Source organism: Mycobacterium sp. pW045 (assembly GCF_041287085.1).
In the GTDB taxonomy this organism is placed as follows: Bacteria; Actinomycetota; Actinomycetes; order Mycobacteriales; family Mycobacteriaceae; genus Mycobacterium; species Mycobacterium algericum_A.
Map to the genome: position 1 here is coordinate 165764 of NZ_JBGGKU010000001.1, position 25579 is coordinate 191342.

Sequence of the window (25579 nt, forward strand, 5' to 3'; positions counted from 1 at the left end):
TTACCGCCCGATCATGCCGGTTGCTTTTCGGCGACCGGCTCGGAAATTTCGACGCCGCTCTGAAAGGACAGCGCGGTGCTCTGCAGCAGCACCACAACGGTCAGCAGAGTCACCCACATCCAGCCCTCGCCGGGGGTGATGTGCGAATGCGGATCAATGGTCGGTAACGCGACGACGGACCGAATCCGCGCGTACACCACGAAGGCAATGGTGATATACGGCAGCGCCATTTGGCTGGTGCGCACGATGCGGCCACGTGGTGAGGGCGAACGGCGCCGTTTGGCTCCGGCCAACCAGAGGGCACCGCTGACGGCCATCACCGTCAGTCCGAGCGGGGCCGCGAGCCTGTTCGCGTGATCCCACAGCGGCTGCAGCGGCTGCCGGTCCTCGGGCGAACCGAGCGAGATGGCCAGATCCATGAGCTTGATCTCGGCGAACGCGAAGACAACCGGCGGGACGAGCACCACCACGATGAATCGCGCATGCTTGGCGAGCGCCGCCGATGAGCTCGCCGCGAACTGCACCAGGCCGTAAACCAGGATGGAGATCGACGCCGCGAACATGACGTCGCCCAGCAGCTCTTCGGACGCCGCCCGGCCACTGGTCAGCGCGCAGCCGCGCTCACCGGCCAGGATGCCGTACTGGAAACTGGCGAATAGCAGGCCGAGAAACGCTGCGATCAATGCGATCCCGGTCAATTTCTCATATTCGGCACCGCGCAGGTCGACCGGATGCCCGCCGGTGTGTTTCCGATGCGAGCGGTCGAGCACGACGGTGAGGGCAGCAAATGTGAAGCCCGCGAGAATACCGGCTATTGCCTGGTAGTTACTGGCCACACCCGAGATGTCAAAACCCGACCACAGCTCGCAGTTATCGCCGCCATTTTCCGAGCCCATCACCGGGATGCTAGTTCACCGATACGGCCATCGGCCCCTGGATGTGAAAGCGGGCCGGGGCAATGACAGGATGGTTTCGGCAGTCCGCGACAGTCCGCCGCCTAGCAGCGAAAGTCCGCCCGGATACGCCGCTCGATGCACCCGCTGTGGTAAGCCGGAGGGCGAGCCAAGGCGGCCCACCGACCGATCGAGGAGTCAACTGCGATGGCGTTCTCAGTTCAGATGCCTGCCCTCGGTGAGAGCGTCACCGAGGGAACCGTGACCCGCTGGCTCAAAAAAGAGGGCGACACCGTCGAGGCCGATGAACCGCTGCTGGAGGTCTCCACCGACAAGGTCGACACCGAGATCCCGGCGCCGGTGTCCGGCGTGCTGACCAAGATCATCGCCGAGGAGGACACCACGGTCGAGGTCGGCGGCGAGCTGGCGCTGATCGGCGAGGCCGGCGAAAGCGCTGGGGGCGACGGCGAGCCCGCCCAGCAGGCTCCCGCCGCTGAGCCCGCCGAGCAGGCATCCGAGCCGGCCGCCGAACCCGAGCCCGAGCCGGCACCGGAGCCCGAGGCCGAGTCCGGGGCCGAGGCTAAGCCCGCTGCGGCCGCGCCGGCCGGCGACGGCACCCCGGTGCTGATGCCCGAATTGGGCGAATCCGTCACCGAGGGCACCGTGACGCGCTGGCTGAAGCAGGTCGGTGACTCGGTGGAGGTCGACGAACCGCTGGTGGAGGTCTCCACCGACAAGGTCGACACCGAGATCCCGTCCCCGGTGGCCGGCACGCTGCTGTCGATCACCGCCGGTGAGGACACCACCGTCGAGGTCGGCGGCGAGCTGGCCAAGATCGGTTCGGCTTCCGCCGCGCCGGCGGAGCCGGCAGCCGCCCCCGCCCCGAAACCGCAGCCCGAGCCGGAGCCCGCGCCGGAACCGGAGCCCGCCCGACAGGCCCGCCCCGAGCCCACGCCGGCTCCCGCACCGGCGGCCCCGAAACCCGCCTCCCAGGCGCCGGCCACCGGCGGCTCCGACGCCACGCCGTACGTCACCCCGCTGGTGCGCAAGCTCGCCGCCGAGAATGACGTCGACCTCAGCCAGGTCACCGGCACCGGGGTCGGCGGACGGATCCGCAAGCAGGATGTGCTGGCCTTCGCTGAGCGACAGGCCGGACAACGGCAGGCACCGGCCGCCCAGCCGGCCGCACCGGCGGCACCGGCCGCCCGGTCGGCGACCCCGGCGCCCGCCGCCGCCCCGGCGCTGGCGCACCTGCGGGGCACCACCGCCAAGGCCAACCGGATCCGCCAGATCACCGCCAAGAAGACCCGCGAATCCCTGCAGGCCACCGCTCAGCTGACCCAGACCCACGAGGTCGACATGACCAAGATCGTGTCGCTGCGGGCCAGGGCCAAAGCGGGTTTCGCCGAGCGCGAGGGCGTCAACCTGACCTATCTGCCGTTCATCGCCCGCGCGGTGATCGACGCGCTGAAGGCCCACCCGAACGTCAACGCCAGCTACAACGAGGAAGCCGGCGAGATCACCTACTACGACGCCGAGCACCTCGGCATCGCGGTGGACACCGAGCAGGGGCTGCTGTCGCCGGTGATCCACAACGCCGGGGATCTGTCGCTGGCGGGGCTGGCCCGGGCCATCGCCGACGTCGCCGCCCGGGCACGCTCCGGCGGCCTGAAGCCCGACGAGCTGGCCGGCGGCACCTTCACGATCACCAACATCGGCAGCCAGGGCGCGCTGTTCGACACTCCGATCCTGGTGCCGCCGCAGGCCGCCATGCTCGGCACCGGGGCCATCGTCAAGCGGCCACGGGTCATCGTCGACGACGCCGGCAACGAATCGGTCGGTGTGCGGTCGGTCTGCTACCTGCCGCTGACGTATGACCACCGGCTGATCGACGGCGCCGACGCCGGACGGTTCGTGACCACGATCCGCACCCGGCTCGAAGAGGGCGATTTCGAGGCCGAACTCGGGCTTTAGCGGACCTGAGGAGTATCGGAAAGGGCTGCAAGAGGATTCAGCTGTGGGCAACCTCATCGTCGCTATCGCCGGGTCCTCCGGCCTGATCGGCTCGGCGCTGGTCTCGGCCCTGCGGACCGACGGCCACCAAGTGCTGCGGATCGTGCGCCGTGCCCCGGCCAACGGCGGCGAGTTGCGCTGGGACCCCGAGGCCGGCGACATCGACGCCGACGCGCTGGCCGGCGTCGACGCCGTGGTGAATCTGTGCGGCATCGGGGTCAGCGAGCGCCGCTGGTCCGGGGCGTTCAAACAGACGCTCCGCGACAGCCGGATCACCACCACCGAGGTGCTGTCGACCGCGGTGGCCGAAGCCCGGGTGCCGTTGTTGATCAACGCCAGCGGGGTCGGCTTCTACGGCGACACCGGTGCGCGCACGGTCGACGAATCCGCGCCGGCCGGCCGAGGGTTTCTGGCCCGGCTGGCACAGGACTGGGAGGCCGCGACCGCGCCCGCCCGCGCCGCCGGCACCCGGGTGGTGCTGGCCCGCACCGGCCTGGTGCTGGCCCGCGCAGGTGGGCTGCTGGCGAGGTTGCGCCCGTTGTTCTCGCTGGGGCTGGGCAGCCGACTGGGCAGCGGCCGCCAATACATGTCCTGGATCAGCCTGGACGACGAGGTCCGGGCGTTGCGGTTCGCGATGACCGAGCCGGCGCTCAGCGGTCCGGTCAACCTGACCGGGCCGGCGCCGGTGACCAATGCCGAGTTCACCGCGGCGCTGGGCCGGACGCTGAACCGGCCGGCCCCGCTGCTGGTGCCCGGATTCGCAGCGCGGGCCGTCTTCGGCGAGTTCGCCGAGGAGGGCCTGCTGGCCGGTCAGCGCGCCATCCCCGCCGCCCTGGAGCAGGCCGGCTTCCAGTTCCGGCACAACACCATCGGTGAGGCCCTCAGCTATGCCACCGAGCGCCCGACCCCGCTCTGACGTGTTCCGCAGGACCTCCCCGTGGTCCCGCTCCGGCGGCCGTTGCCGAGCCGGGTAGCCTGCGAGCATGAGGTCCATCCGGTCCAGCACCGCGCCACTTGACGTGCGCCAGCTCGGTACCGTCGACTACAGCACCGCCTGGCAGCTGCAGCGTGACCTGGCCGACGCCAGGGCCGCCGGCGGTCCCGACACGCTGCTGCTGTTGGAGCATCCGTCGGTCTACACCGCCGGCCGGCGTACCGAGCCGCACGAACGCCCGTTGCCATCCGTTGCAGGCACCCCGGTGGTCGACGTCGACCGCGGCGGCAAGATCACGTGGCACGGTCCGGGGCAGCTGGTTGGCTATCCGATCATCGGCCTGACCGAACCGATGGACGTCGTCAACTATGTTCGCCGCCTTGAGGAATCACTCATCGAGGTATGTAACACGTTGGGGCTCAACGCACTTCGCATCGACGGCAGATCCGGTGTATGGCTGCCGTCCGACGGCAGCCGTCCCGCCCGCAAGGTCGCCGCGGTCGGTGTGCGGGTGGCACGCGCGATCACCCTGCACGGCTTCGCACTCAATTGTGATTGCGATCTCAGCGCGTTCGGGTCGATCGTGCCGTGCGGGCTCACCGATGCGGGCGTGACGTCACTGTCGGCGGAATTGGGGTTCGCGACCGGGGTCGAAGACGTTCGGCGTGCGGTCGCCGACGCGGTCGTCGATGCACTCGACGGCGTGCTGCCGGTGCGCGACCACTTCGAGTCGCGCGTAACATCGACACGGTGAGCGCCGCCGGAGAAGGCCGGAGATTACGCCGCGCCGAAGCACGCAACGCCGAGACACCGATCGAGCGCAAACCGTCGTGGATCAAAACCCGCGCCCGAATGGGTCCCAACTACACCGACCTCAAGCTGCTGGTAAAGCGGGAGAAGCTGCACACGGTGTGCGAGGAGGCGGGCTGCCCCAACATCTACGAGTGTTGGGAGGACCGGGAGGCCACGTTCCTGATCGGCGGCGAGGTCTGCACCCGCAACTGCTCGTTCTGCCTGATCAAATCGGGTAAGCCCAGCGAGCTCGACCGCGACGAGCCACGTCGCGTCGCCGAGAGCGTGCAGGCGATGGGGCTGCGGTATTCGACGGTGACCGGGGTCGCCCGCGACGACCTGGCCGACCAGGGCTCCTGGCTCTACGCCGAGACGGTGCGTGCCATCAAGGCGCTCAACCCGTCCACGGGCGTCGAACTGCTGATCCCCGACTTCGGCGGTCGGCCCGACCTGCTGGGCGAGGTGTTCGAGTCCCGCCCGGAGGTACTGGCGCACAACGTCGAGACGGTGCCCCGCATCTTCCGGCTGATCCGGCCCGGATTCAGCTACGAGCGCAGCCTGAACGTGTTGACCCAGGCGCGCGACGCCGGGCTGGTGGCCAAGAGCAACCTCATCCTGGGCATGGGAGAGACACCCGAGGAGATCCGGGCGGCGCTGGTCGATCTGTACGACGCCGGCGCCGAACTGGTCACCATCACCCAGTATCTGCGCCCCACCGAGCGGCACCACCCGATCGACCGGTGGGTCAAGCCGGAGGAGTTCGTCGAGCACTCCCGCTACGCCGAGGAGCTCGGGTTCGCCGGGGTGATGTCCGGACCGTTGGTGCGCTCGTCGTATCGGGCCGGCCGGCTCTACCAGCAGGCCATGGCTCGTCGCGCCGAGCGGGACCGCACTCCGGCCCCCGGCTGACGACGAGCCCGGCTGCGTATCCTTGGTAACTATGCCCAGACCGCGCAACACCGCCGAGAACAAGGCTGCCCGGGAGGCCGCGAAAGCCACCCGCAAGGCCGCCAGCAAAGAGCGCCGCACCCAGCTGTGGCAGGCCTTCCAGCTGCAGCGCAAAGAGGACAAGCGGCTGCTGCCCTACATGATCGGCGCATTCGTGCTGGTCGCCGGGGTGACCACTGCGTTGGCGCTCAACGGCGGGACGTTCGCCAAGGTGACCACGATTCCGCTCGGCCTGCTGTTGGGCGCGCTGGTGGCGTTCGTGATCTTCGGCCGACGCGCACAGCGGACGGTCTACCGCAAGGCCGAGGGGCAGGCCGGGGCGGCGGCATGGGCGCTGGACAACATGCGCGGCAAGTGGCGGGTCACCCAGGCGGTCGCCGCCACCGGTCAATTGGACGCTGTCCACCGCGTGATCGGGCGCCCCGGCGTCATCTTCGTCGCGGAAGGCTCCGCCACCCGACTCAAACCGCTACTCGCCCAGGAGAAAAAGCGCACCGCGCGACTGGTCGGCGAGGTACCGATCTACGACGTCATGGTGGGCAACGGCGACGGCGAGGTGCCGCTGGCCAAGCTGGAACGGTTCCTGACCAAGCTGCCGGCCAATATCTCGGCCAAGGAGATGGAATCGCTGGAGTCGCGGCTGGCGGCGCTGGGCTCGCGGACCGGCACCGCGGCCATGCCCAAGGGCCCGCTGCCCGGCGGCGCGAAGATGCGCGGCGTGCAGCGCGCGGTGCGCCGCCGGTAGGCCGCCGATAGCTTCAGCGGCTGCGCACCACGGCGGTTGCGGTGGCGCGATCCTGCAGACCGCGCCCGTCGGCGTCGATGAACAGCGCCGGGACCACCAGCGCGATCGACAGGCCGCGTATCAGCGCGCGGACCAGCCCCACCCCGGTGCCGTCCACCGCGACCACCCGCAGCCCGCACACGTACTGACCCGGCGTGAAGCCGAACAGCCGCACTGCGGCCACGCCCAGCACCAGCCAGATGACCAGCACTGCGGTGGCGAGCAACGGCGGGGTCACCAGCCCCAGCGTGACCCCCAGCCCGGCCAGTCCGTAGGCCACCAGCCAGTCGACGGCCAGCCCCAGCGCCCGGCGACCCGTCGAGGCCAGCGACCCGGGACCGGCGAGGGGCAGGCCCAGGGCCTGCCCCGGGGCGCCTTCGGGGGGCTGCGATCGGGCCGACTCCGGCCCGGACAGCCACGAGGAGAAAGTGCGGCTCATGCCTCCTACGATAAGCGGGCTGGAAGCCGGACCCGGCTTGGGCGGGTCCCGCCGCGGTTGCGTAACGTCAGCAGCGGCAACCCCGCCGTCCGACCGGGGCTACCAGCGGAGGAGAACACTTCTGTGACCGACAAGACGGCCGACGACATTCTCAAGCTCGTGGCCGACGAGAACGTGGAGTACATCGACATCCAGTTCTGCGATTTGCCGGGCATGATGCAGCATCTGACGATCCCCGCGGCCACGCTCGACGCCAGCGTGTTCGAGGACGGGTTGGCCTTCGACGGTTCGTCGATCCGCGGCTTCCAGTCCATCCACGAGTCGGACATGATGCTGCTGCCCGACTTCTCCACCGCCCAGATCGATCCGTTCCGGGCGGCCAAGACGCTGAACCTGAACTTCTTCGTCCACGATCCCTTCACCCGCGAGCCCTACTCGCGCGACCCGCGCAACGTCGCGCGCAAAGCGGAGAACTACCTGACCAGCACCGGCATCGCCGACACCGCCTACTTCGGCGCCGAAGCCGAGTTCTACATCTTCGACTCGGTGAGCTTCGACTCCCAGATGAACCGCACCTTCTACGAGGTCGACTCGGACTCGGGCTGGTGGAACACCGGCTCGCCGACCGAGATCGGCGGAGGCGTCAACCGCGGCTACAAGACCCGCCCCAAGGGCGGCTACTTCCCGGTGGCGCCCAACGACCATTACGTCGACCTGCGCGACGCGATGACCACCAACCTCGCCAACGCGGGCCTGACCCTCGAGCGCGGGCACCACGAGTGCGGCTCCGGCGGGCAAGCCGAGATCAACTACCGGTTCAACACACTGCTGCACGCCGCCGACGACCTGATGCTGTTCAAATACATCATCAAGAACACCGCCTGGGCGCACGGCAAGACCGTCACCTTCATGCCCAAGCCACTGTTCGGTGACAACGGCTCGGGCATGCACGTGCACATGTCGCTGTGGAAGAACGGTGACCCGCTGTTCTACGACGAGGCGGGCTATGCCGGGTTGTCCGATATCGCGCGGCACTGCATCGGCGGCATCCTGCATCACGCCCCGTCACTGCTGGCGTTCACCAACCCGACCATCAACTCCTACAAGCGCCTGGTGCCGCACTACGAGGCGCCGATCAACCTGGTCTACAGCCAGCGCAACCGCTCGGCCTGTGTGCGCATCCCGATCACCGGCACCAACCCCAAGGCCAAGCGGCTGGAGTTCCGCTGCCCGGACTCCTCGGGCAACCCGTACCTGGCGTTCGCCGCGATGCTGATGGCCTGCATCGACGGCGTCAAGAACAAGATCGAGCCGGCCGCGCCGGTCGACAAGGACCTCTACGAGCTGCCGCCCGACGAGGCAGCCGGCATCCCGCAGGCCCCCACCACCCTGGCCCAGGTGATGGACAACCTGGAAGCCGACCACGAATACCTCACCGAGGGCGGGGTTTTCACGCCGGATCTGATCGAGAACTGGATCCGCTACAAACGGGACCACGAGATCACCCCGATCAACCTGCGCCCGCACCCCTACGAGTTCGCGCTGTACTACGACGTCTAGGCCAGTTAACCGGCACGCCCGCGCCCTCGTCGGCAGCTGACTCACCGCCCGATCTCGGCCAGTACGCAGCCCGGCACTGTGGTTCGGCATGTCGTCCACCGGGTCGGACCGCATCCCACCGCCGGCGGGATTGTCGCGGTGTTCGGCTGGTGAGATCCGGGGTCAACCACCGATTCGGCTGTGCAGCAACGGCACACCGGGACCGTCGAGTTCCGGCGTGACACCGCGGCGACCGGCCATCGCCATCAGCAGGGCTTCGCCCCGGCCGTAGATCTCGAGCCCCCGCCCGGCGGTCCAGTCGAAGTCGGTGGCGATCAACCGGAGCCCGCGAATCCGCGAGCGGGCATGGATCGGCGGCGCGAATCGCGCAAAGTCCAGGGCGGGAATCAACCGCTCAGCAGGAATGTCGCGGAAAAGGCCCAGCGGCCGGCGGACGTCCTGCTGGTGGACCATCCCGTCCAGCAACGCAATCCGGCTACCGAATGCCGTGGTGAGCCCGCGGGGCCGGATACTGCGATCAAGCAGATCAAGCAGTTGCTGCGGATCCTGGTTCGCGCATTCGGCCAGGCCGATCGCATTGGCGCCGCTGAGCCGCAGCCGGCCGCGAGCGAACCGGCGCACCACTTTGGCCGGGCCCAGTTCTTCGTAGCTGAGCATGTGGGCGACAACGTCACGGACCGTCCAGCCCGCGCACAGCGACGGTGCCTGCCACTGATGGGGTGCAAGTGATTTCAGTAGTACCGCGAAGTCCGCTCGGTCGGCCTCGGCAAGGGCGCTCACGTCCACCTTCATGGCGGACGATCGTAGCGTCAGAACCCGAAGTCGAAGAAGTCCGTCATGGCCACGGCATCATCGAAGATGCTGCCGATCCACACCACGGGGGCCGACACCAACGCGAGCGGGATCACCTCGGTGAAGGTGAGCCCCAGCATCTGGAACTGCGTTGACATGGCGTCTGCCAGCGAGCCCTCGGCGACCGCGGTCTCGAACGCCTGCGTGGCATCCAGCATCGATGCGCCGGCGTCCGCCCACTGCTGGTTGAGCGGTGCGAAGAACAGTTGGTCGATCAGTGAGGACATCGACCCGGAATGCTCGAGGATTGTCGCTTCGGCGGGTGCAAGTTTGTCGGCCACGATGTCCACCGTCCGGTCCATGATGCTCGGAAAACGATGAATCGCCTCGACCGCCGACAGCAACGATCCGGACAGCTCCGAGGTGTCGATCCCGGTGACGATGTCCCCGGCGTCCCTAAAATTCGTGCCGGCGATGATCAACAGCTCGGTCGAGTCGGCGTTGTCATCGGCGACTGCGACACCGGCCAGCTGATCGGTGGTGCCGGCGTGGGCGCCGCCCAGTCCGATCGTCACCGCAACCGCTACGGCCCCGCTGACCAGGCCGACTCCAACACCGAAACGACGCCCATCAGCCAACATCAGCACGATCCTCGTCCTCGAATTCCCACCGCCGACCCAGACAACCCGCGGACATGAGTGTTTCCGACGAAAACCCTAGCAAATGATCAGGTCGCCGAAGAATTACTTGTGCAACCGCAGTCTCCCCGACTGCTGCGCCGGCCCTCACTCGACCGCGTCGCGGGCCCAGGACGGCATGATGAAGACCCCGTCGGCCTCCACGGTCACCCCGGACGCGTCGGAGATATGCCCGCGGGCATAGGTCTTGAAGCCCTCCTTGCGGTAGATCGAGGCTTCGGCGTGCAACGGCCCCAATGGGGTGCCGCGCAAGTACTTCACGGTGATGGTGCCGGTGTAGAGCGCCTTGGTCAGGCCGTCGCTGGCGGCCTCCCCCAGCAGGTGGTCGAGGACCAGGGCGCTGACCCCGCCGTGGACCAGGCTCGGCGGCCCCTCGTAGGCCGCCCCGAGATGGAAATCGGTCCAGCAGTGACCGTTCTCGCCGTGCTCGATCACCAGCGGAGGGGCGATCGGGTTGCGCAGCCCGATCACGGCGTTGCCCCATGCCAGCGGCCGCCCGTCGACTACGTAACGCATTCCGGGCGAGTCACTCAGCGTACCGGCCTGCAGCCGCTCGGTCAGCTCGCGCAATTGAGCGGTCACCTCGCGAGCCGTGGTGTCGTCGGTTTGGGTGCGGATGGTGGCGTCGATCAGCTCACGCACCGCCTGCGCCAGCGGTCCGTAACGCTCCAACAACCGCGCACTCTCATCGGTACTGATCGTCGGCACGTTCGAGCCCGGCCTGAATTGCACCACCAACGTACTCCTTCTAGTCTCCGAATACCTTGCGCACCACAACCTTTGCGCGCCGCGTCACCCGCAGATAGTTGTCCAGGAACTCACCGCCGTCACCGCCGGGCCAGCCGGCGGCCACCGCCACCGCGTTGAGCGCCCGTCCCGCCCCGGGCAGCTGGTCGGTCGGTTTGCCCCGCACCAGCACCAGCGCGTTGCGGGCCCGGGTCGCGGTCAGCCAGGCCTGCCGGAGCCGGTCCACGTCGTCTTCGTCGACCAGCCCGGCATCAGCGATGGCGTCCAGCGTCTCCAGCGTCGACGTGTTGTGCAGCGCCGGGACCTCGTGTGCGTGGCGCAGCTGCACCAACTGCACGGTCCATTCGACGTCGGCCAGCCCGCCGCGGCCCAGTTTGGTGTGGGTGTTGGGATCGGCGCCTCGCGGCAGCCGCTCGGCATCGACTCGGGCCTTCACCCGGCGGATCTCCCGCACCGCATCGGCCGACACCCCGCCGGCGGGGTACCGGGTGCGGTCGACCATCAGCAGGAACCGGCGGCCCAGGTCCGCATCGCCGGCGACCCGGTGCGCCCGCAGCAACGCCTGGATCTCCCACGGCTGCGCCCACTGGTCGTAGTAGGCCGCATAGGAGGCCAGGGTGCGCACCGGCGGGCCGCTGCGGCCCTCCGGTCGCAGGTTGATGTCCACCTGCAGCGGCGGGTCGGCGCTGGCGGTGCCCAGCAGTGCCCGGACCTGCTCGGCGATCGACGTCGCCCAGCGCACCGCATCGGTGTCGCTGACCCCCTCATTGGCCTCGCAGACGAACATCACGTCGGCGTCCGAGCCGTAGCCGAGCTCGCGCCCGCCGAGCCGCCCCATGGCGATGACGGCGATCCGTGCCGGTGCCGACTCCGCCTGGCCGTCAGGCAGGTTGACCCGGATGATCGCGTCCAGGCTGGCCTGCAACACCGCCACCCACACCGACGTCAACGCCGCACAGACGTCGCGGACATCGAGCATGCCCAGCAGGTCCGCCGAGGCGACCCGGGCCAGCTCGTGACGGCGCAGGCTGCGAGCGGCGGCGATGGCGCGCACCGGATCGGCGTGGCGCGCCGCCGAGGCGATCAGTGCCCGGGCCACCGCGTCGGGCTCGGAGTCCAGCAGTTTCGGCCCGGCCGGCCCGTCGCCGTAAGCCAGCAGGACATCCGGCGCGCGCAACAACAGTTCCGGAACGTAGGCCGACGTGCCCAGCACCCGCATCAGCCGCTTGGCGACGGCGCTGCTGTCGCGCAGCGTGCTCAGGTACCAGCGCTGGGCGGCCAACGCCTCGCTGAGCCGCCGGTAGGCCAGCAGCCCGGCATCGGGATTGGGGGTGCCCGACAGCCAGTAGAGCAGCTTGGGCAGCAACACCGTCTGGACCCGCCCGCGGCGGCCGCTCTGGTTGGTCAGCGCCGCCAGATGCGTCAAGGCGTTCTGCGGCGCGTCATAGCCGAGCGCGGCCAGTTGCCGTTCGGCGGCGTCGGGCGTCAGACCGCCGGCCAGCTCGAGACCCGCGGGTCCGACCGCTTCCAGCAGCGGTTGGTAGAACAGCTTGGCGTGCAGCCGCGATACCCGCAGGTTGTGCGCTTTGAGCTCCTCGCGCAACACTCCCAGCGCATCGTGGCGGGCGTCCGGGCGGACATGGGCGGAGCGGGCCAGCCAGCGCAACGCCTCGTCGTCGTCGGGCGGCGGCAGCATGTGGGTGCGCTTGAGCCGCTGCAACTGCAGCCGGTGTTCGAGAAGCCGGAGGAACTCATACGACGCGGTCAAGGTGGCCGCGTCCTCGCGGCCGATGTAGCCGCCGGCGCCCAGCGCCGCCAGGGCGTCGACGGTGGAGGCCACGTGGAGCGACTCGTCGCCGCGGCCGTGGACCAGCTGCAACAGCTGCACCGCGAACTCCACATCACGCAGTCCCCCGGTGCCGAGCTTGATCTCCCGGTCCCGGATCTCGGCGGGCACCAGCTGTTCCACCCGCCGGCGCATTGCCTGCACGTCGGCGACGAAATCCTCACGCTCGCAAGCGGTCCACACCATCGGCAGCAGCGCGTCGACGTAGGCTCGCCCCAGCTCGGCATCACCGGCGGCGGGGCGGGCCTTGAGCAACGCCTGAAACTCCCAGGTCTTGGCCCACCGCTGGTAGTAGGCGATGTGCGACTCCAGCGTCCGCACCAGCGCACCCTGCCGGCCCTCCGGCCGCAGCCCGGCATCCACCTCGAAGAAAGCCTCACCCGCCACCGCCATCAGCTCGCCGGCAACCCGGCTGCTCACCGCGTCGGCTTCCTCGGCGACGAAGATGACGTCGACGTCGCTGACGTAATTCAGTTCCCGCGCACCGGATTTGCCCATCGCTATCACGGCCAGCCGCGGCACGACGGCGGTGTCGTCCGCGCCGCACACGTTCCGCTCGGCCACCTGCAGGGCGGCAGCCAGCGCGGCATCGGCCAGGTCGGCCAGGTGCGCCCCGACGGCCACGAACGGCAGCGTCGGCAGTGGCTCCACAGTGGGCGCCAGATCCAGCGCCGCCAACACCAGCAGCCGGTCGCGGTAGAGCACCCGCAACTGCTCGATGCAGCCGCCGTCCGTCGTCTCGGCGATGCAGTCGGCGAACATGGCGCGCAACGCATCCGCCGACGGCAAGGTGATCACCCCGTCAGCGCCGTCGGCGCCCTCGGGGGTCGCCAACAGCTTCCACGACTGCGGGTGGGCGATGAGATGATCACCCAGGGCCAGTGAGGATCCGATCACCCCGAACAGCCGCCCGCGCAGACCGCGGTCGGCCAGCAACGCGGCACTCAGTTCGGCCCAGTCGATTCCCGGCGTCTCCGACAGCCGGACCAGGGTGCGCAGCGCGACGTCGGCGTCGGGTGCCCGCGACAGTGCCCAGAGCACGTCGACGTGCGGTTGGGTGTAGGCGCTGTACCACCCCAGTGCCGTCAGGTCCGCCGCGGCGTACCGGCCGACCAAACCGAGCCGCCCCACGCTGGGCAGCTTGCGGCGCTGCGCTCCGGGGTAGGCCACCAGGCGTCCGGACTAGAGCGCCAGATAGTTCTGCAGCTCGTAGGGGGTCACGTGGCTGCGGTAGTTGGCCCACTCCTGGCGCTTGTTGCGCAGGAAGAAGTCGAAAACCTGCTCCCCCAGCGCTTCTGCGACCAACTCGGAATTCTCCATCTCGGAAAGGGCGCGCTCCAGGGTGCCGGGCAGTTCCCGATAGCCCATCGCCCGGCGTTCCTCGGGCGTCAACGCCCACACGTTGTCCTCGGCTTCCGGGCCGAGCTCGTAGCCCTTCTCCACCCCGCGTAGCCCGGCGGCCAGCAGCACGGCGAAGGTCAGGTACGGGTTGCACGCCGAGTCCGGGCTGCGCACCTCGACGCGCCGCGACGACGTCTTGTGCGGGCTGTACATCGGTACCCGCACCAGCGCCGACCGGTTGGAGGCACCCCAGGACGCCGCGGTGGGCGCCTCCCCGCCGTGGATCAGCCGCTTATAGGAGTTCACCCACTGGTTGGTGACGGCACTGATCTCGTTGGCGTGCTCGAGGATCCCGGCGATGAACGACTTGGCGGTATCGGAAAGCTGCAGCGGGTCATCGGGGCTGTGGAAGGCGTTGACCTCACCCTCGAACAGGCTCATGTGGGTGTGCATGGCCGAACCGGCGTATTCGCGGAACGGCTTGGGCATGAACGAGGCCCGCACTCCTTCTTTGAGCGCGATCTCTTTGATCAGGTAGCGGAACGTCATCACGTTGTCGGCCATCGACAGCGCGTCGGCGTAGCGCAGGTCGATCTCCTGCTGACCCGGGGCGTTCTCGTGGTGGCTGTACTCCACCGAGATGCCCATGGTTTCCAGCGCCTCGATCGCGTGCCGGCGGAAGTTCGCGGCCGAGCCGTGGATCGCCTGATCGAAGTAGCCGGCGTCGTCGGCCGGCACCGGTGTCGACCCGTCGTAGGGGCCGGGTTCAAGCAGGAAGAACTCGATCTCGGGGTGCACGTAGCAGGCGAAGCCCAGCTCCCCGGCCTTGGCCAGTTGCCGGCGCAGCACGTGCCGCGACGACGCCCACGCCGGCGATCCGTCGGGCATGGTGATGTCGCAGAACATCCGGGCCGAGTACTGCCGGCCGGAGTCCGATGTCCACGGCAACAACTGGAACGTGGACGGGTCAGGGTGGGCGACCATGTCCGATTCGAAGACCCGGGCGAAGCCCTCGATCGCCGAACCGTCGAAGCCCACGCCCTCCTCGAAGGCACCCTCAAGTTCAGCCGGTGCGATCGCGACCGACTTCAGATACCCCAGCACGTCGGTGAACCAGAGCCGGACGAAGCGGATGTCGCGTTCCTCCAGCGTGCGGAGCACAAACTCCTTCTGACGGTCCATACCGCGAAGCGTAGCAGCGCTCAGCACTTCGCATCGGTCGGCGGCAACGTGCCGTCGATCAGGTAACGCGTGGCGAACCCGTCGACGCATTCGTTGCCCTGAAACACCACCGTGTGCTGGGTTCCGTTGAACGTCAGCAGGCCGCCGCGCAACTGCTTGGCCAGGTCCACACCCGCCTGATACGGGGTGGCCGGGTCACGGGTGGTCGACACCACCATCGTCGGCGGCAGATCCGGCACCGAGATGGTGTGCGGCTCGCTGGTCGGGGGCACCGGCCAGAACGCGCAGGTGCTCAGCGGCGCGTGACCGGTGAACTGCCCGTAACTCATGAACGGCGCCAATTCACGCGACCGCCGGTCCTCGTCGACCACCTTGGCGCGGTCGGTGATCGGCGGCTGGTCGACGCAGTTGACGGCCACCCGGGCGTCGGTGGCGTTGGTGTACTGGCCCTTGGCGTCGCGGCGCATGTACAGGTCGGCCAGGCTGAGCATGATGTCGCCGCGCCCGCCGGCCAGATCCGACAGCCCGTCGTTGAGGTGGGTCCAGAACGTCGGCGAGTACAGCGCCATGATGGTCCCGACGATGGCGTCGCTGTAGGACAGCCCGCGCGGGTCCTTGGTCTTGGCCGGCTTGTCCACCAGCGGGTCGACCAGGCTGTGGTAGACGTCGACGGCCTTGTCCGGATCGGTGCCCAGCGGGCACTCCGGCTCCTTGGCGCAGTCCGCCGCGAAGTCGTCGAAGGCGCCCTGGAAAGCCTGCGCCTGGCGCAGGTCCTCCTCGATCGGGTCGGCGTTGGGGTCGACCGCACCGTCGAGGATCATCGCGCGCACGTTCTGCGGGAAGGCCTCGGCATACGCCGAGCCGATCCGGGTGCCGTAGGAATAGCCCAGGTAGGTCAGCTTCTCGTCGCCCAGCCCGGCCCGGATCGCATCGAGGTCGCGGGCGACGTTGACGGTGCCGACGTTAGCCAAGAACTCCTTGCCGGTCTTCTCCAGGCAGCGCTCGACGTATTCCTTGGTCTCGTTCTCGATGCGTTCCACGCCTTCGGGGCTGTAGTCGACCTGGTTGAGGGCCCGCAGCCGGTCGTTCTCCTTGTCTGAGTTGCACCAGACCGCCGGCCGGCTCGACGCCACGCCGCGCGGGTCGAAACCGACCAGGTCGAAGTGCTCGCGGACCTTGCGCGGCAGCGTGGTGACCAGCCCCACCGCGGTTTCGATGCCGGACTCGCCCGGCCCGCCCGGGTTGATCACCAGCGAGCCGATCTTGTCCTTGGTGGCCGGGAACCGGATCATGGCCAGCCGGGCCACGGCGCCCTGCGTGTTGGAGTAGTCGACCGGCACCGCGATGAATCCGCACTGGGCGTCGTCGGGCACCTTGATGTTGGTGTCGGCGGTGAAACGGCACTTGTCCCACTGCACCGGCTGGCCCACCCGCGGTCCGGCCAATACCGCGTGCCCCGGCGTCATCCTGGTGCAGCTGCCGACCATGAGCGCCGCCATCGCGATCGCGAGGCAGGTCAAAGTCGTACGCGCGATCCTGTCGCGGCGGGTCGGCGGGGTCATGACACCACATGCTGCCATGCACGGTCGGCCGGCTCCGGGCACCCGGTCGCTCAGCGCGTGGCGTCGAGCAGGCCGGCCGCTGATCGGGCCGACCGGTTCGGGTGTGAGGAAATCCACTCCACCTGGTGGTTCAGCCGCACCGCCGCAGGTGGCACACTGGCTGATGTCAGACGACCCGGGGACCCCGCTGCGGGCTTCGAGGATCGACCCGACCAATTCGAGGGACAACGATGTCTGGGCACCTTTACGGCGCTTCGCGCGATGACAGATCCGAACCGGCCCGCATTGCTCCGCAGACCCGCGTTCATCACCTGCAACAGCTGAAAGGCGAGGGCCGCAAGTGGGCGATGCTCACGGCCTACGACTACTCCACGGCCCGGATCTTCGACGATGCCGGCATCCCGGTGCTGCTGGTGGGCGACTCGGCGGCCAACGTGGTCTACGGCTACGACAGCACCGTGCCGATCTCCGTCGACGAGCTGATCCCGCTGGTCCGCGCGGTGGTGCGCGGTGCCCCGCATGCGCTGGTGGTCGCCGACCTGCCGTTCGGCTCGTATGAGGGCGGCCCGGCAGCGGCGCTGGCCACCGCCACCCGCTTCATGAAGGAGGGCGGCGCCCACGCCGTCAAGCTGGAAGGCGGCGAGCGGGTTGCTGAGCAGATCGCGACGCTGTCAGCAGCCGGCATCCCGGTGATGGCGCACATCGGCTTCACGCCGCAGAGCGTCAACACCCTCGGCGGTTTCCGGGTCCAGGGTCGCGGTGACGCCGCCGAGCAGACCATCCACGATGCGATCGCCGTCGCCGAGGCGGGTGCGTTCGCGGTGGTGATGGAGATGGTGCCCGCGGAGTTGGCCACCCAGATCACCGGCAAGCTGACCATTCCCACCGTCGGGATCGGCGCCGGACCCAACTGCGACGCCCAGGTGCTGGTGTGGCAGGACATGGCCGGGATGACTACCGGCAAGACCGCCCGGTTCGTCAAGCGCTTCGGCGACGTCGGTGCTGAATTGCACCGTGCGGCAACCCGGTACGCCGACGAGGTGTCAGCCGGCAGCTTCCCCGCCGAGGAGCACTGCTTCTGAGACGGCACCGCTCGCGGTGTGACACGCTGGGCCGATGACCGGTGACAACGCGGGCGATCCGATCCGCTGCGCCATTGCCGAACAGGTCGCTTCCCTGCCGGTGATCGAGCGCGCCGTGCGGGCCGACGCCGACGACGCGGTGCATCAGCTGCGGGTGAGCATCCGCCGGATCCGCAGCCTGCTGCGGGCCGTTCCGGGGTCCTTCTCCGGCATCGACGACGAGCTGCGCTGGTTGGCCGGGGTGCTCGGCACCGCGCGGGACGCCGAAGTGCTGGCGCAGCGCTACCGCCGGGCACTCGACCGGATCGGGCCGTCACTGGTGCGGGGGCGGGTCGTCGAACGGCTGGTGGACGCCGCCGCCCAGCGCTACCGCACGGGCTGGGCGCAATCGGTGGCCGCGCTGGACTCGCCCCGGTATCGCCGGCTGCTCGCCGGCCTCGAGACGGTGGCCGCCGGGGAAACCGCCGGCCCAGCCGCCGAGTCGGCCGGCGGCGACACCGCGACCGTCGCCGCCGCCTATCGGCGGGTGCGCAAGGCCGCCAAGGCCACCCGGGTCGGCGGCACCGGCCACGACGACGAAGCGCTGCACCGGATCCGCAAGGCGGCCAAGCGGCTGCGCTACACCGCGGCGGCGGTGGGTGCGCCCTCGATCGAGGAGCAGGCCAAGAACATCCAGAACCTGCTCGGCGAGCATCAGGACAGTGTCGTCAGCCGGGAACATCTACTTGCCGAGTCCCGGGCCGCCGAGGCAGCCGGTGAGGACACCTTCACCTACGGGTTGCTCTATCAGCGGGAACGCGACATCGCCCGCAACTGCCGTGCCCAGCTCGATCGGGCGCTCGACGAGCTCGCCGAGTCGATGGCGGTGCTACGGGGCGGACAAGCCGACCGGTAAGCCCGCCGCGGTGAACACCACACCCGGACACTGACGCCAATTGGCCAACGAAATGCACTGAGCCAAGCGGCATTTGACGAGAACCCTCGAGATCGCCTCCACCGACGCCGGGGTGTTCAAAGCCAAGCCGGCCGCAGGCGTGTGAAGGCCATCCTCGGCCGACGGATTTAGGGGCGGTTCGCTACTGAGCGGGCGCCTAGTCCCCGGCGGATGTGCCCGCCAGTGCGTCCAGTACCCGATCGATGAACCGGTCGGCGCTGCCGCGAAGGCTGTCGTTCGTGTGTTGGGTGGTGTCGACCTCAATCGGATTCCCGGATGCAAAGTGCACCATCACTGCGCGCCGGTACGTTCGCTCCCCGAAACTGTCCGCCGGACCATAAGCTTTGACTTCGACCCCGGTGACCTGGCTCAGCGGCCGGATCAGCGCAACCAGATCCTGCTCCTCGGCAGCGTCCGCGATGAAGTCCAGCTGTCCGATCGCGCGGCCGTCGATCCACACCAGACGGCGCTGCTGATCCGGCAGCATTTCGCGTGCGAAGCCATCAACCGGCCATCGCCTAACCAGCTCGCCGATCTCCTCCACCACGATCCGGGGCGGCCGCGACCAGTCCGGGAATACGTCCCTGGCTATCTGCCGGAGTCGCTCTTCGTTCGTCATGGACGACAAGTTAACCCGCAAGGCGCCCGCGCGCAGTCCACCGATCAGCCCGGGATGACCGTGGACCGGCAACTCCTGACCGTGCCTGGGCACTTGCTCCGCCACTACTTCGGCAGCTGTTGATCCGGCACGGCGAGAGCGGCAATGGGTGAACGCACTGGTCAAACCTAGGGGCGGACGAGTCGGCCTGTAAGCCGGATTCTGTTCCGCACCGCGGGCGGTGCGGCGGCGACCATCCATCTGGGCACACCGTCGCCGGGTACCTCGAGCGGCCTACCCGCAGATTCGGGCGAGCAGCCCTCGAACACCTGCGCGACCGCACGAAGTGCGGTCTTCTTGGCCTTGCTTCGGGTGGGGTTTACCAAGCCGTACCGGTCACCCGGCACGCTGGTGCGCTCTTACCGCACCGTTTCACCCTTACCACCAAAGGTGGCGGTCTGTTTTCTGTGGCACTATCCCGCGAGTCACCTCGGATTGCTGTTAGCAATCACCCTGCTCTGTGAAGTCCGGACTTTCCTCGACCCGCTCACGCGAGCCGCGGCCGCCCGGCCAACTCGTCCGCGCTGCTCACCGTACCGGCAACCCGGCCGGTGGGCCACCCGCAGCGCCGCGCCGCCGAGCCGGGCGGGCTTAGGCTTTGCGGTGATGACGACGACACCGTGGCAGCGGCGGGTGGACGCCGGCGACTGGGAGGCCATCGCCGCCGAACTCGACGAGGTCGGCGGCGCGCTGCTGCCCCGGCTGCTGACGGCGTCGGAGGCCGCCCGGCTACGCCGGGTTTACCGCGATGACGAACGCTTCCGCGCCACCGTCGACATGCAGCGGCAGCGTTACGGATCCGGGCAATACCGGTACTTCGCCGCGCCGGCACCGGACCCCATCGATCCCCTCAAACGGGCGCTGTATCCACACCTGCTGCCGATCGCGCGGAACTGGGCGGCGCGGCTGCGGCGAGACGCCCCCTGGCCCGACGACTTCGACGAATGGCTGGATCACTGTCACCGCAGTGGGCAGACCAAATCCACCGCGCTGATGTTGCGCTACGGTCCCGGCGACTGGAATGCCCTGCACCGGGACCTGTACGGCGAGTTGGTGTTTCCGCTGCAGGTGGTGATCAATCTCAGCGACCCGGACACCGACTACACCGGCGGGGAGTTCCTGCTGGTCGAACAGCGGCCGCGCGCCCAGTCCCGGGGCACCGCCACCCAGTTGCCGCACGGACACGGTTATCTGTTCACCACCCGCGACCGGCCGGTGCGCTCCACCAGGGGCTGGTCGGCGTCACCGGTGCGCCACGGCGTTTCGACGGTCCGCTCCGGCGAGCGCTACACCCTCGGGCTGATCTTTCACGACGCCGCTTGAAGAACACCGCGTGAGCGGCAGCGCTTCAGCGGCGCCGCAGCACGATCACGTTGTCGGTCAGCGTGGCGGTCTGACCGTCGGGCCCGACGGCGTCACGCTCGGCGGTGCCCACCCGCAGCCGCTCCCACCGCGCATCGTCGAGGCCAAGCCCCGCCAGCACCTTCGCCACCGTGTCGAAATGGTGTGCGTGGGCCTGTTCGTCGGCCCACGGCGGCGCGGCACCGTGGTCGACGATCAGCAACCGGCCACCCACCGCCACCGCCGCGGCGGCCCGGCGCAGCACCGTCTCACGTTCCAGCCGCGCCGGGGAGTGCAGGAACTGGGCCGACACCAGGTCGAACCGGCCGGCCGGAAAGCTGTCGGACAGGTCGTGACACTCGAAACGAATGTGCGGCAGCATTTCTCGTCGCCGCGCTGCGGCCCAGGCCCGTTCCAACGCGTTGGCGGAGACGTCGACGGCGAGCACCTGCCAACCCTTTTCGGCCAACCAGATCGCATCAGCGCCCTCGCCGCAGCCCAGGTCCAGCGCCCGCCCCGGCGCCAGGCCGGCGGCGATCTGTGCGAGCTGGACGTTGACCCGGCCGCTCCATATCCGCTCCTCGCCGTCGTAGAACTCGTCCCAGAACTCCTGCGCGTCGCGCTGCGGTTCAGACATCGCCGAGCGCCAGACTCTGCACCACTGCGGCTGCGGCCCGCGCTCCCGCCGCGATCGCCACGGCGACCTGCGGCATCTCGCCGGTCAGGTCCCCGGCGGCGAACACCCCGGGAACCGAGGTGCGGTACAGCGGATCCACGCCGATCGGGTCTTGGGCGGCCGGGCCCGGCGCGGTGATGTCCACGCCCAGTTGGGCCGCCAGCCGATCGCGCTGCTGCATGCCCGTGGCCACCAGCAGCCCGCGCCGCGGCAGTCGGCTGCCATCAGCAAACACCACCGCCGACAAGTCGCCGTCAGCTGCATCCAGCGCCGCCACCGGCCGCTCGTCGACCCGGATGCCGGCGCGCGCCAGCCGGCCGCGACCCGCGTCGTCGAGGTCGGCCGAACCGTCGGCCAGCAGCACGATGTCGTCGCTCCAGCACCGCAACAGCAACGCCAGGTGCCCGGCTTTCTCACCGCGGGCCAACACCGCCAGCGGTTGATCGGCCACCTCCCAGCCGTGGCAGAACGGACAGTGGAAGACCGACCGGCCCCACAGCGGCGCCAGGCCGGGCAGCTCCGGTGGCTGGTAGGCCATCCCGGTGGCCAGCAGCACCCGGCGGCACCGTTCGCTGGCCGCATCGGCCAAGTGCAGCACGAACTCGCCGTCCCCGGCCTCGACGCGGGCCACCGAACCGGAGCGGGTCTGCACCCCGTAGCGCCCGAGTTCGCGGCGTCCGATCCCATACAATTCGGCCGGCGGGCGGCCGTCGTGACCCAACAGGCCGCCGATGCCGGTGGCGGGTAGGTTGCTCTGCTCCCCCGCGTCGATCAGCAAGGTCGTGCGCCGGGCCCGGCCCAGCACCAGACCGGCGCTGAGACCGGCCGCCCCGCCGCCCACCACAATGCAATCCCAGATCTCTGCCATGCACCCGAGCGTGCCGGGGCGCCCCCGGGGGCGGCAAGTTGTTTTGCTATCCAGGCAAGTATGCGAGCCGGTTCACATCGCCGTCGAGGTGAAGATCGAGGTGTTCTGGCGGGCCATTCGTCGCATCGAAGCAGCGTGCTCCTAGCATCGTTGACGGGGTCTGTTTTGTGTGACCACGACGCAGCACCGGACGAGCAGCGAGAGATAAGGTCTCCTATGGGCAGGATCTACGACAACGTCACCGAACTGGTCGGGCATACACCGCTCGTCCGGCTCAACCGGCTCACCGCTGGCCTCGGCGGGGAGGTGCTGGCCAAGCTGGAGTTCTACAACCCGGCGCACAGTGTCAAAGATCGCATCGGGGTGGCGATCGTCGACGCTGCCGAGCGGTCCGGTGAGCTGCGGCCCGGCGGAACCATCGTCGAGGCCACCAGCGGCAACACCGGCATCGCGCTGGCGATGGTCGGTGCGGCGCGCGGGTACAAGGTGATCCTCACCATGCCGGACACCATGTCCACCGAGCGCCGGGCGATGCTTCGCGCGTTCGGCGCCGAGATCGTGTTGACCCCCGGCGCCGAGGGGATGTCGGGTGCGGTGGCCAAGGCGAAGCAGATCATCGCCGACACCGACAACGCGGTGGCAGCCGATCAGTTCGCCAACCCCGCCAACCCGGAGATCCACGCGAGGACGACCGCCGAGGAGATCTGGTCGGACACCAACGGCGCAGTCGACATCTTCGTCGCCGGGATCGGCACCGGCGGAACGCTGACCGGGGTGGGTCACGGGCTCAAGCAACGCAAACCCGGGCTGAGGATAGTCGGCGTCGAACCGAAGGAGTCTCCGATCCTCACCGGTGGAGATCCCGGACCGCACAAGATCCAGGGTCTGGGAGCGAATTTCGTGCCCGAGGTGCTCGATCCGGGAGTCTACGACGAGATCATCGATGCCACCTTCGAAGACGCCGTCGAGGTCGCCCGCCTGCTCGGCACCGACGAAGGCATCCTCGGCGGGATCTCCGCGGGTGCGAACGTCTGGGCCGCAATCGAACTGGCCAAGCGCCCGGAGAACGACGGCAAGCTCATCGTCACGGTCATCCCCGACTTCGGCGAACGCTACATCTCGACGCCGCTGTTCGAGCACATCAGGGAATAATCGCCTCATGAGCCTGCTATCGGCGGTACGCGAAGACCTGCAGAACGCCCGGGCCCACGATCCGGCTGCGCGTGGGAACGTGGAGAACGCCTTGGTCTATTCAGGTCTGCACGCCATCTGGTCACACCGTGTGGCACACCGGCTTTGGTCCCGGCCCGCATTGCGTGGCGTCGCACGACTGCTGGCCCAGTTCACCCGGTTCCTGACCGGGGTCGAGATCCATCCGGGTGCGACCATCGGCCGGCGGTTCTTCATCGACCACGGGATGGGCGTGGTGATCGGCGAGACCACCGAGATCGGCGACGACGTGATGCTCTACCACGGCGTGACACTGGGCGGCCGCTCGATGAAGCGGGGCAAGCGCCACCCCACCCTTGGCGACCGGGTCACCATCGGCGCCGGGGCGAAAGTGCTCGGGCCGATACGCATCGGGGACGACTCAGCGGTGGGCGCCAATGCCGTCATCACCCGGGATGTACCGGCGAACTCGATCGCGACCGGAATCCCGGCGGTGGTGCGGCCCCGTGCCGAGACCCAGCGTGAGCCCGGTGTCGACCCGACGGCCTACATCGATCCCGCGATGTACATCTGATCCGCGCCCGATTGCGTCGGCCGGTATCCGACGGCAAACTGGTTTGCCGTGGCGGCAACTGACGAGGGCAGCGTCGACCTGCGAGTGCGTCGCCGGCTGCGGGAACTCCGCACGCAGCAGGGCCTGACGCTCGAGGACGTGGCAACGCGCGCCCGCATCGACGTCTCGACGCTGAGCCGGCTCGAATCCGGCAAACGGCGCCTGGCACTGGATCACCTGCCCCGGCTGGCCGAGGCGCTGTCGGTCAGCACCGACGAGTTGCTGCGCGCCCCCGAACACCGCGACCCGCGGGTGCGGGGCGCCGCGCAGGCCCGCCACGGCATCACCTACTGGCCGCTGACCCGACACGGTCCGGCCGGCGGCCTGCACGCCTTCAAGATCCGGGTCAACGTCCGGCGTCGGCGTCCGGCCGAGTTGCCGGTTCACGAGGGACACGAGTGGATGTACGTGCTGTCGGGCCGGCTGCGATTGGTGCTCGGCGACGACGACTTCCTGATCGGGCCGGGCGAGGCCGTGGAATTCTCCACCTGGACCCCGCACTGGTTCGTCGCGGTCGACCGGCCGGCCGAGGCGATCATGATCTTCGGCGCCCACGGCGAGCGGGTGCACCTGCACGACTGAGCGCGCGCCGGCGACTAGAGGTAGGCGGTCTGATTCACCAGCCGCACCGACGCGGGCCCGTCAGCGAAGAACTCGGCGATGCTCAACGACGCCAGGTCCAGGTGCAGCCGATAGAGGATGGCCGGACCGGCGTCCAGCGCCAGCCGCAGCACCGTTTTGATCGGCGTCACATGCGACACCACCAACACGGTCGTGCCGGGGTGCTCGGCGATGATCCGGTCGCGTGCGCGCCGTACCCGCCGCTGCACCGCGTCGAAACTCTCCCCGCCCGGCGGCTCGGTAGCGGTGTCGGTCAGCCACCGCCGGTGCAGTTCCGGATCGCGCGCGGCCGCCTCGGCGAACGTCAGGCCCTCCCAGGCGCCGAAGTCGGTCTCGATCAGGTCCTCATCGACGGCCACGTCCAGTCGCAGCAGCTTCGCCGCGGCGGTGGCGGTGTCATGGCAGCGCTGCAGTGGCGAACTGATCACCGCCGAAATGCCGCCGCGCTGCGCCAGGAAGCGCGCCGCCGCGTCGGCCTGGCGCCGGCCCGTGTCGGTCAGTTCCGGATTGCCGCACCCGGAGTAGCGCCGTTGCACCGACAATTCGGTCTGCCCGTGCCGCAGCAGCAACAGCCTGGTGGGGGTCCCCGTCGCGCCCGTCCAGCCGGGCGCCGTGGGCTTATCCGACACCGGTTTCCCGGGATTCCCGGCCGTCGGCTCCGCAACGGCCGGGGCGGTGGCCTTGGCGGCGGCGTCCATCGCCTCATTCGCCAGCCGGTCGGCGTGAGAGTTCTTCTCCCGCGGAATCCAGGTGTAGCGAACATGGTCGAACTTGGCCGCCAGCTCGCGGGCGCGGGTGTGTAGCGGGATCAGATCCGGGTGCTTGACCTTCCATCGGCCGGCCATCTGTTCGACCACCAACTTGGAGTCCATGAATACCGCGACCTCGGCGGCGCCCAACCGTGCCGCCTCGGTCAGTCCCGCGACCAGGCCGCGGTATTCGGCCACGTTGTTGGTGGCCACGCCGATCGACTCCTTGATCTCGGCGAGCACCTCGGCGCGGTCCGCCGACCACACCACCGAGCCATAGCCGGCGGGCCCCGGGTTGCCGCGCGATCCGCCGTCGGCTTCGACTACCACCTTCAT

The 25579-nt window shown here is 69.1% G+C and carries 24 protein-coding genes and 1 other RNA gene; 12 read left to right on the forward strand and 13 right to left on the reverse strand.

Annotation, left to right across the window (positions count from 1 at the left end; all coding sequences use genetic code 11):
* Positions 1 to 11: 11 nt before the first annotated feature.
* Positions 12 to 896, reverse strand: a complete 885-nt coding sequence (locus tag ACAG20_RS00785) for a hypothetical protein (RefSeq protein ID WP_370491160.1) — start codon at positions 894 to 896, stop codon at positions 12 to 14.
* A gap of 204 nt (positions 897 to 1100) precedes the next feature.
* Here ACAG20_RS00785 and sucB point away from each other — a divergent pair, with 204 nt between their 5' ends.
* The 5 genes from sucB to ACAG20_RS00810 all read left to right on the forward strand — a co-directional run bounded on the left by sucB (position 1101) and on the right by ACAG20_RS00810 (position 6325).
* Complete coding sequence (gene sucB / locus ACAG20_RS00790) at positions 1101 to 2867, forward strand: 2-oxoglutarate dehydrogenase, E2 component, dihydrolipoamide succinyltransferase (protein WP_370491161.1); 1767 nt, start codon at positions 1101 to 1103, stop codon at positions 2865 to 2867.
* A 43-nt stretch (positions 2868 to 2910) separates the two neighbouring features.
* Positions 2911 to 3822 (forward strand): TIGR01777 family oxidoreductase, encoded by a 912-nt coding sequence (locus tag ACAG20_RS00795; protein ID WP_370491162.1) that lies wholly within the window; start codon positions 2911 to 2913, stop codon positions 3820 to 3822.
* 67 nt (positions 3823 to 3889) lie between these two features.
* Positions 3890 to 4594, forward strand: a complete 705-nt coding sequence (lipB, locus tag ACAG20_RS00800; RefSeq protein ID WP_370491163.1) for a lipoyl(octanoyl) transferase LipB — start codon at positions 3890 to 3892, stop codon at positions 4592 to 4594.
* Entirely contained in the window at positions 4591 to 5541 is a 951-nt protein-coding gene (locus ACAG20_RS00805) for a lipoyl synthase (RefSeq protein WP_370491164.1), read from the forward strand. The genes lipB and ACAG20_RS00805 overlap by 4 nt, the downstream gene beginning before the upstream one ends.
* Positions 5542 to 5572: 31 nt before the next feature.
* A complete protein-coding gene (locus ACAG20_RS00810) occupies positions 5573 to 6325 on the forward strand; it encodes a DUF4191 domain-containing protein (protein WP_370491165.1) in 753 nt (250 codons plus the stop codon).
* 13 nt (positions 6326 to 6338) lie between these two features.
* On the opposite strand, the gene ACAG20_RS00815 is transcribed toward ACAG20_RS00810, so the two are convergent.
* A complete protein-coding gene (locus ACAG20_RS00815) occupies positions 6339 to 6803 on the reverse strand; it encodes an RDD family protein (protein WP_370491166.1) in 465 nt (154 codons plus the stop codon).
* Positions 6804 to 6926: 123 nt separating this feature from the next.
* On the opposite strand from ACAG20_RS00815, the gene glnA (ACAG20_RS00820) reads away from it, so the two are divergent.
* Complete coding sequence (gene glnA, locus ACAG20_RS00820) at positions 6927 to 8363, forward strand: type I glutamate--ammonia ligase (protein WP_370491167.1); 1437 nt, start codon at positions 6927 to 6929, stop codon at positions 8361 to 8363.
* A 162-nt stretch (positions 8364 to 8525) separates the two neighbouring features.
* On the opposite strand, the gene ACAG20_RS00825 is transcribed toward glnA (ACAG20_RS00820), so the two are convergent.
* The 6 genes from ACAG20_RS00825 to ACAG20_RS00850 form a co-directional block, all read right to left on the reverse strand.
* Positions 8526 to 9155 (reverse strand): maleylpyruvate isomerase family mycothiol-dependent enzyme, encoded by a 630-nt coding sequence (locus ACAG20_RS00825; RefSeq protein ID WP_370491168.1) that lies wholly within the window; start codon positions 9153 to 9155, stop codon positions 8526 to 8528.
* 17 nt (positions 9156 to 9172) lie between these two features.
* Positions 9173 to 9796 (reverse strand): hypothetical protein, encoded by a 624-nt coding sequence (locus ACAG20_RS00830; RefSeq protein WP_370491169.1) that lies wholly within the window; start codon positions 9794 to 9796, stop codon positions 9173 to 9175.
* Positions 9797 to 9940: 144 nt separating this feature from the next.
* The gene (locus ACAG20_RS00835; protein ID WP_370491170.1) at positions 9941 to 10588 is read right to left on the reverse strand and encodes a PaaI family thioesterase; all 648 of its coding nucleotides are present in this window, start codon (positions 10586 to 10588) and stop codon (positions 9941 to 9943) included.
* Between the two features lie 13 nt (positions 10589 to 10601).
* Complete coding sequence (locus ACAG20_RS00840) at positions 10602 to 13616, reverse strand: bifunctional [glutamine synthetase] adenylyltransferase/[glutamine synthetase]-adenylyl-L-tyrosine phosphorylase (protein WP_370491171.1); 3015 nt, start codon at positions 13614 to 13616, stop codon at positions 10602 to 10604.
* 12 nt (positions 13617 to 13628) lie between these two features.
* Positions 13629 to 14969, reverse strand: a complete 1341-nt coding sequence (gene glnA, locus ACAG20_RS00845; RefSeq protein WP_370491172.1) for a type I glutamate--ammonia ligase — start codon at positions 14967 to 14969, stop codon at positions 13629 to 13631.
* A gap of 20 nt (positions 14970 to 14989) precedes the next feature.
* The gene (locus ACAG20_RS00850) at positions 14990 to 16531 is read right to left on the reverse strand and encodes an alpha/beta hydrolase (RefSeq protein WP_370491173.1); all 1542 of its coding nucleotides are present in this window, start codon (positions 16529 to 16531) and stop codon (positions 14990 to 14992) included.
* 230 nt (positions 16532 to 16761) lie between these two features.
* Between ACAG20_RS00850 and panB the strand changes: the two genes are divergently transcribed.
* Together panB and ACAG20_RS00860 are read left to right on the forward strand one after the other, a co-directional pair.
* Positions 16762 to 17613 carry a 3-methyl-2-oxobutanoate hydroxymethyltransferase gene (panB, locus tag ACAG20_RS00855; RefSeq protein ID WP_370491174.1) on the forward strand — a complete coding sequence of 284 codons (852 nt, stop codon included), beginning with the start codon at positions 16762 to 16764 and terminating at the stop codon, positions 17611 to 17613.
* 34 nt (positions 17614 to 17647) lie between these two features.
* Positions 17648 to 18508: a CHAD domain-containing protein gene (locus tag ACAG20_RS00860; RefSeq protein ID WP_370491175.1), complete on the forward strand. Its 861-nt coding sequence runs from the start codon at positions 17648 to 17650 to the stop codon at positions 18506 to 18508.
* Positions 18509 to 18704: 196 nt separating this feature from the next.
* Here ACAG20_RS00860 and ACAG20_RS00865 read toward each other — a convergent pair whose 3' ends face one another.
* Both ACAG20_RS00865 and rnpB read right to left on the reverse strand, forming a co-directional pair.
* Positions 18705 to 19166 (reverse strand): hypothetical protein, encoded by a 462-nt coding sequence (locus ACAG20_RS00865; protein ID WP_370491176.1) that lies wholly within the window; start codon positions 19164 to 19166, stop codon positions 18705 to 18707.
* A gap of 174 nt (positions 19167 to 19340) precedes the next feature.
* Positions 19341 to 19723, reverse strand: an RNA gene (gene rnpB, locus ACAG20_RS00870) — RNase P RNA component class A.
* A gap of 88 nt (positions 19724 to 19811) precedes the next feature.
* On the opposite strand from rnpB, the gene ACAG20_RS00875 reads away from it, so the two are divergent.
* Entirely contained in the window at positions 19812 to 20528 is a 717-nt protein-coding gene (locus ACAG20_RS00875) for a 2OG-Fe(II) oxygenase (RefSeq protein ID WP_370491177.1), read from the forward strand.
* A gap of 25 nt (positions 20529 to 20553) precedes the next feature.
* Here ACAG20_RS00875 and ACAG20_RS00880 read toward each other — a convergent pair whose 3' ends face one another.
* Both ACAG20_RS00880 and ACAG20_RS00885 read right to left on the reverse strand, forming a co-directional pair.
* Complete coding sequence (locus ACAG20_RS00880) at positions 20554 to 21183, reverse strand: class I SAM-dependent methyltransferase (RefSeq protein WP_370491178.1); 630 nt, start codon at positions 21181 to 21183, stop codon at positions 20554 to 20556.
* The gene (locus ACAG20_RS00885; protein WP_370491179.1) at positions 21176 to 22090 is read right to left on the reverse strand and encodes an NAD(P)/FAD-dependent oxidoreductase; all 915 of its coding nucleotides are present in this window, start codon (positions 22088 to 22090) and stop codon (positions 21176 to 21178) included. The genes ACAG20_RS00880 and ACAG20_RS00885 overlap by 8 nt, the downstream gene beginning before the upstream one ends.
* Positions 22091 to 22306: 216 nt before the next feature.
* On the opposite strand from ACAG20_RS00885, the gene cysK reads away from it, so the two are divergent.
* The 3 genes from cysK to ACAG20_RS00900 are packed head-to-tail and all read left to right on the forward strand — an operon-like array spanning position 22307 to position 24455.
* Positions 22307 to 23242 (forward strand): cysteine synthase A, encoded by a 936-nt coding sequence (cysK, locus tag ACAG20_RS00890; RefSeq protein WP_370491180.1) that lies wholly within the window; start codon positions 22307 to 22309, stop codon positions 23240 to 23242.
* A 7-nt stretch (positions 23243 to 23249) separates the two neighbouring features.
* Positions 23250 to 23834: a serine O-acetyltransferase EpsC gene (epsC, locus tag ACAG20_RS00895; protein ID WP_370491181.1), complete on the forward strand. Its 585-nt coding sequence runs from the start codon at positions 23250 to 23252 to the stop codon at positions 23832 to 23834.
* Positions 23835 to 23882: 48 nt separating this feature from the next.
* The gene (locus ACAG20_RS00900; protein WP_370491182.1) at positions 23883 to 24455 is read left to right on the forward strand and encodes a helix-turn-helix domain-containing protein; all 573 of its coding nucleotides are present in this window, start codon (positions 23883 to 23885) and stop codon (positions 24453 to 24455) included.
* A gap of 14 nt (positions 24456 to 24469) precedes the next feature.
* On the opposite strand, the gene ACAG20_RS00905 is transcribed toward ACAG20_RS00900, so the two are convergent.
* Positions 24470 to 25579: a bifunctional RNase H/acid phosphatase gene (locus tag ACAG20_RS00905; protein ID WP_370491183.1), complete on the reverse strand. Its 1110-nt coding sequence runs from the start codon at positions 25577 to 25579 to the stop codon at positions 24470 to 24472.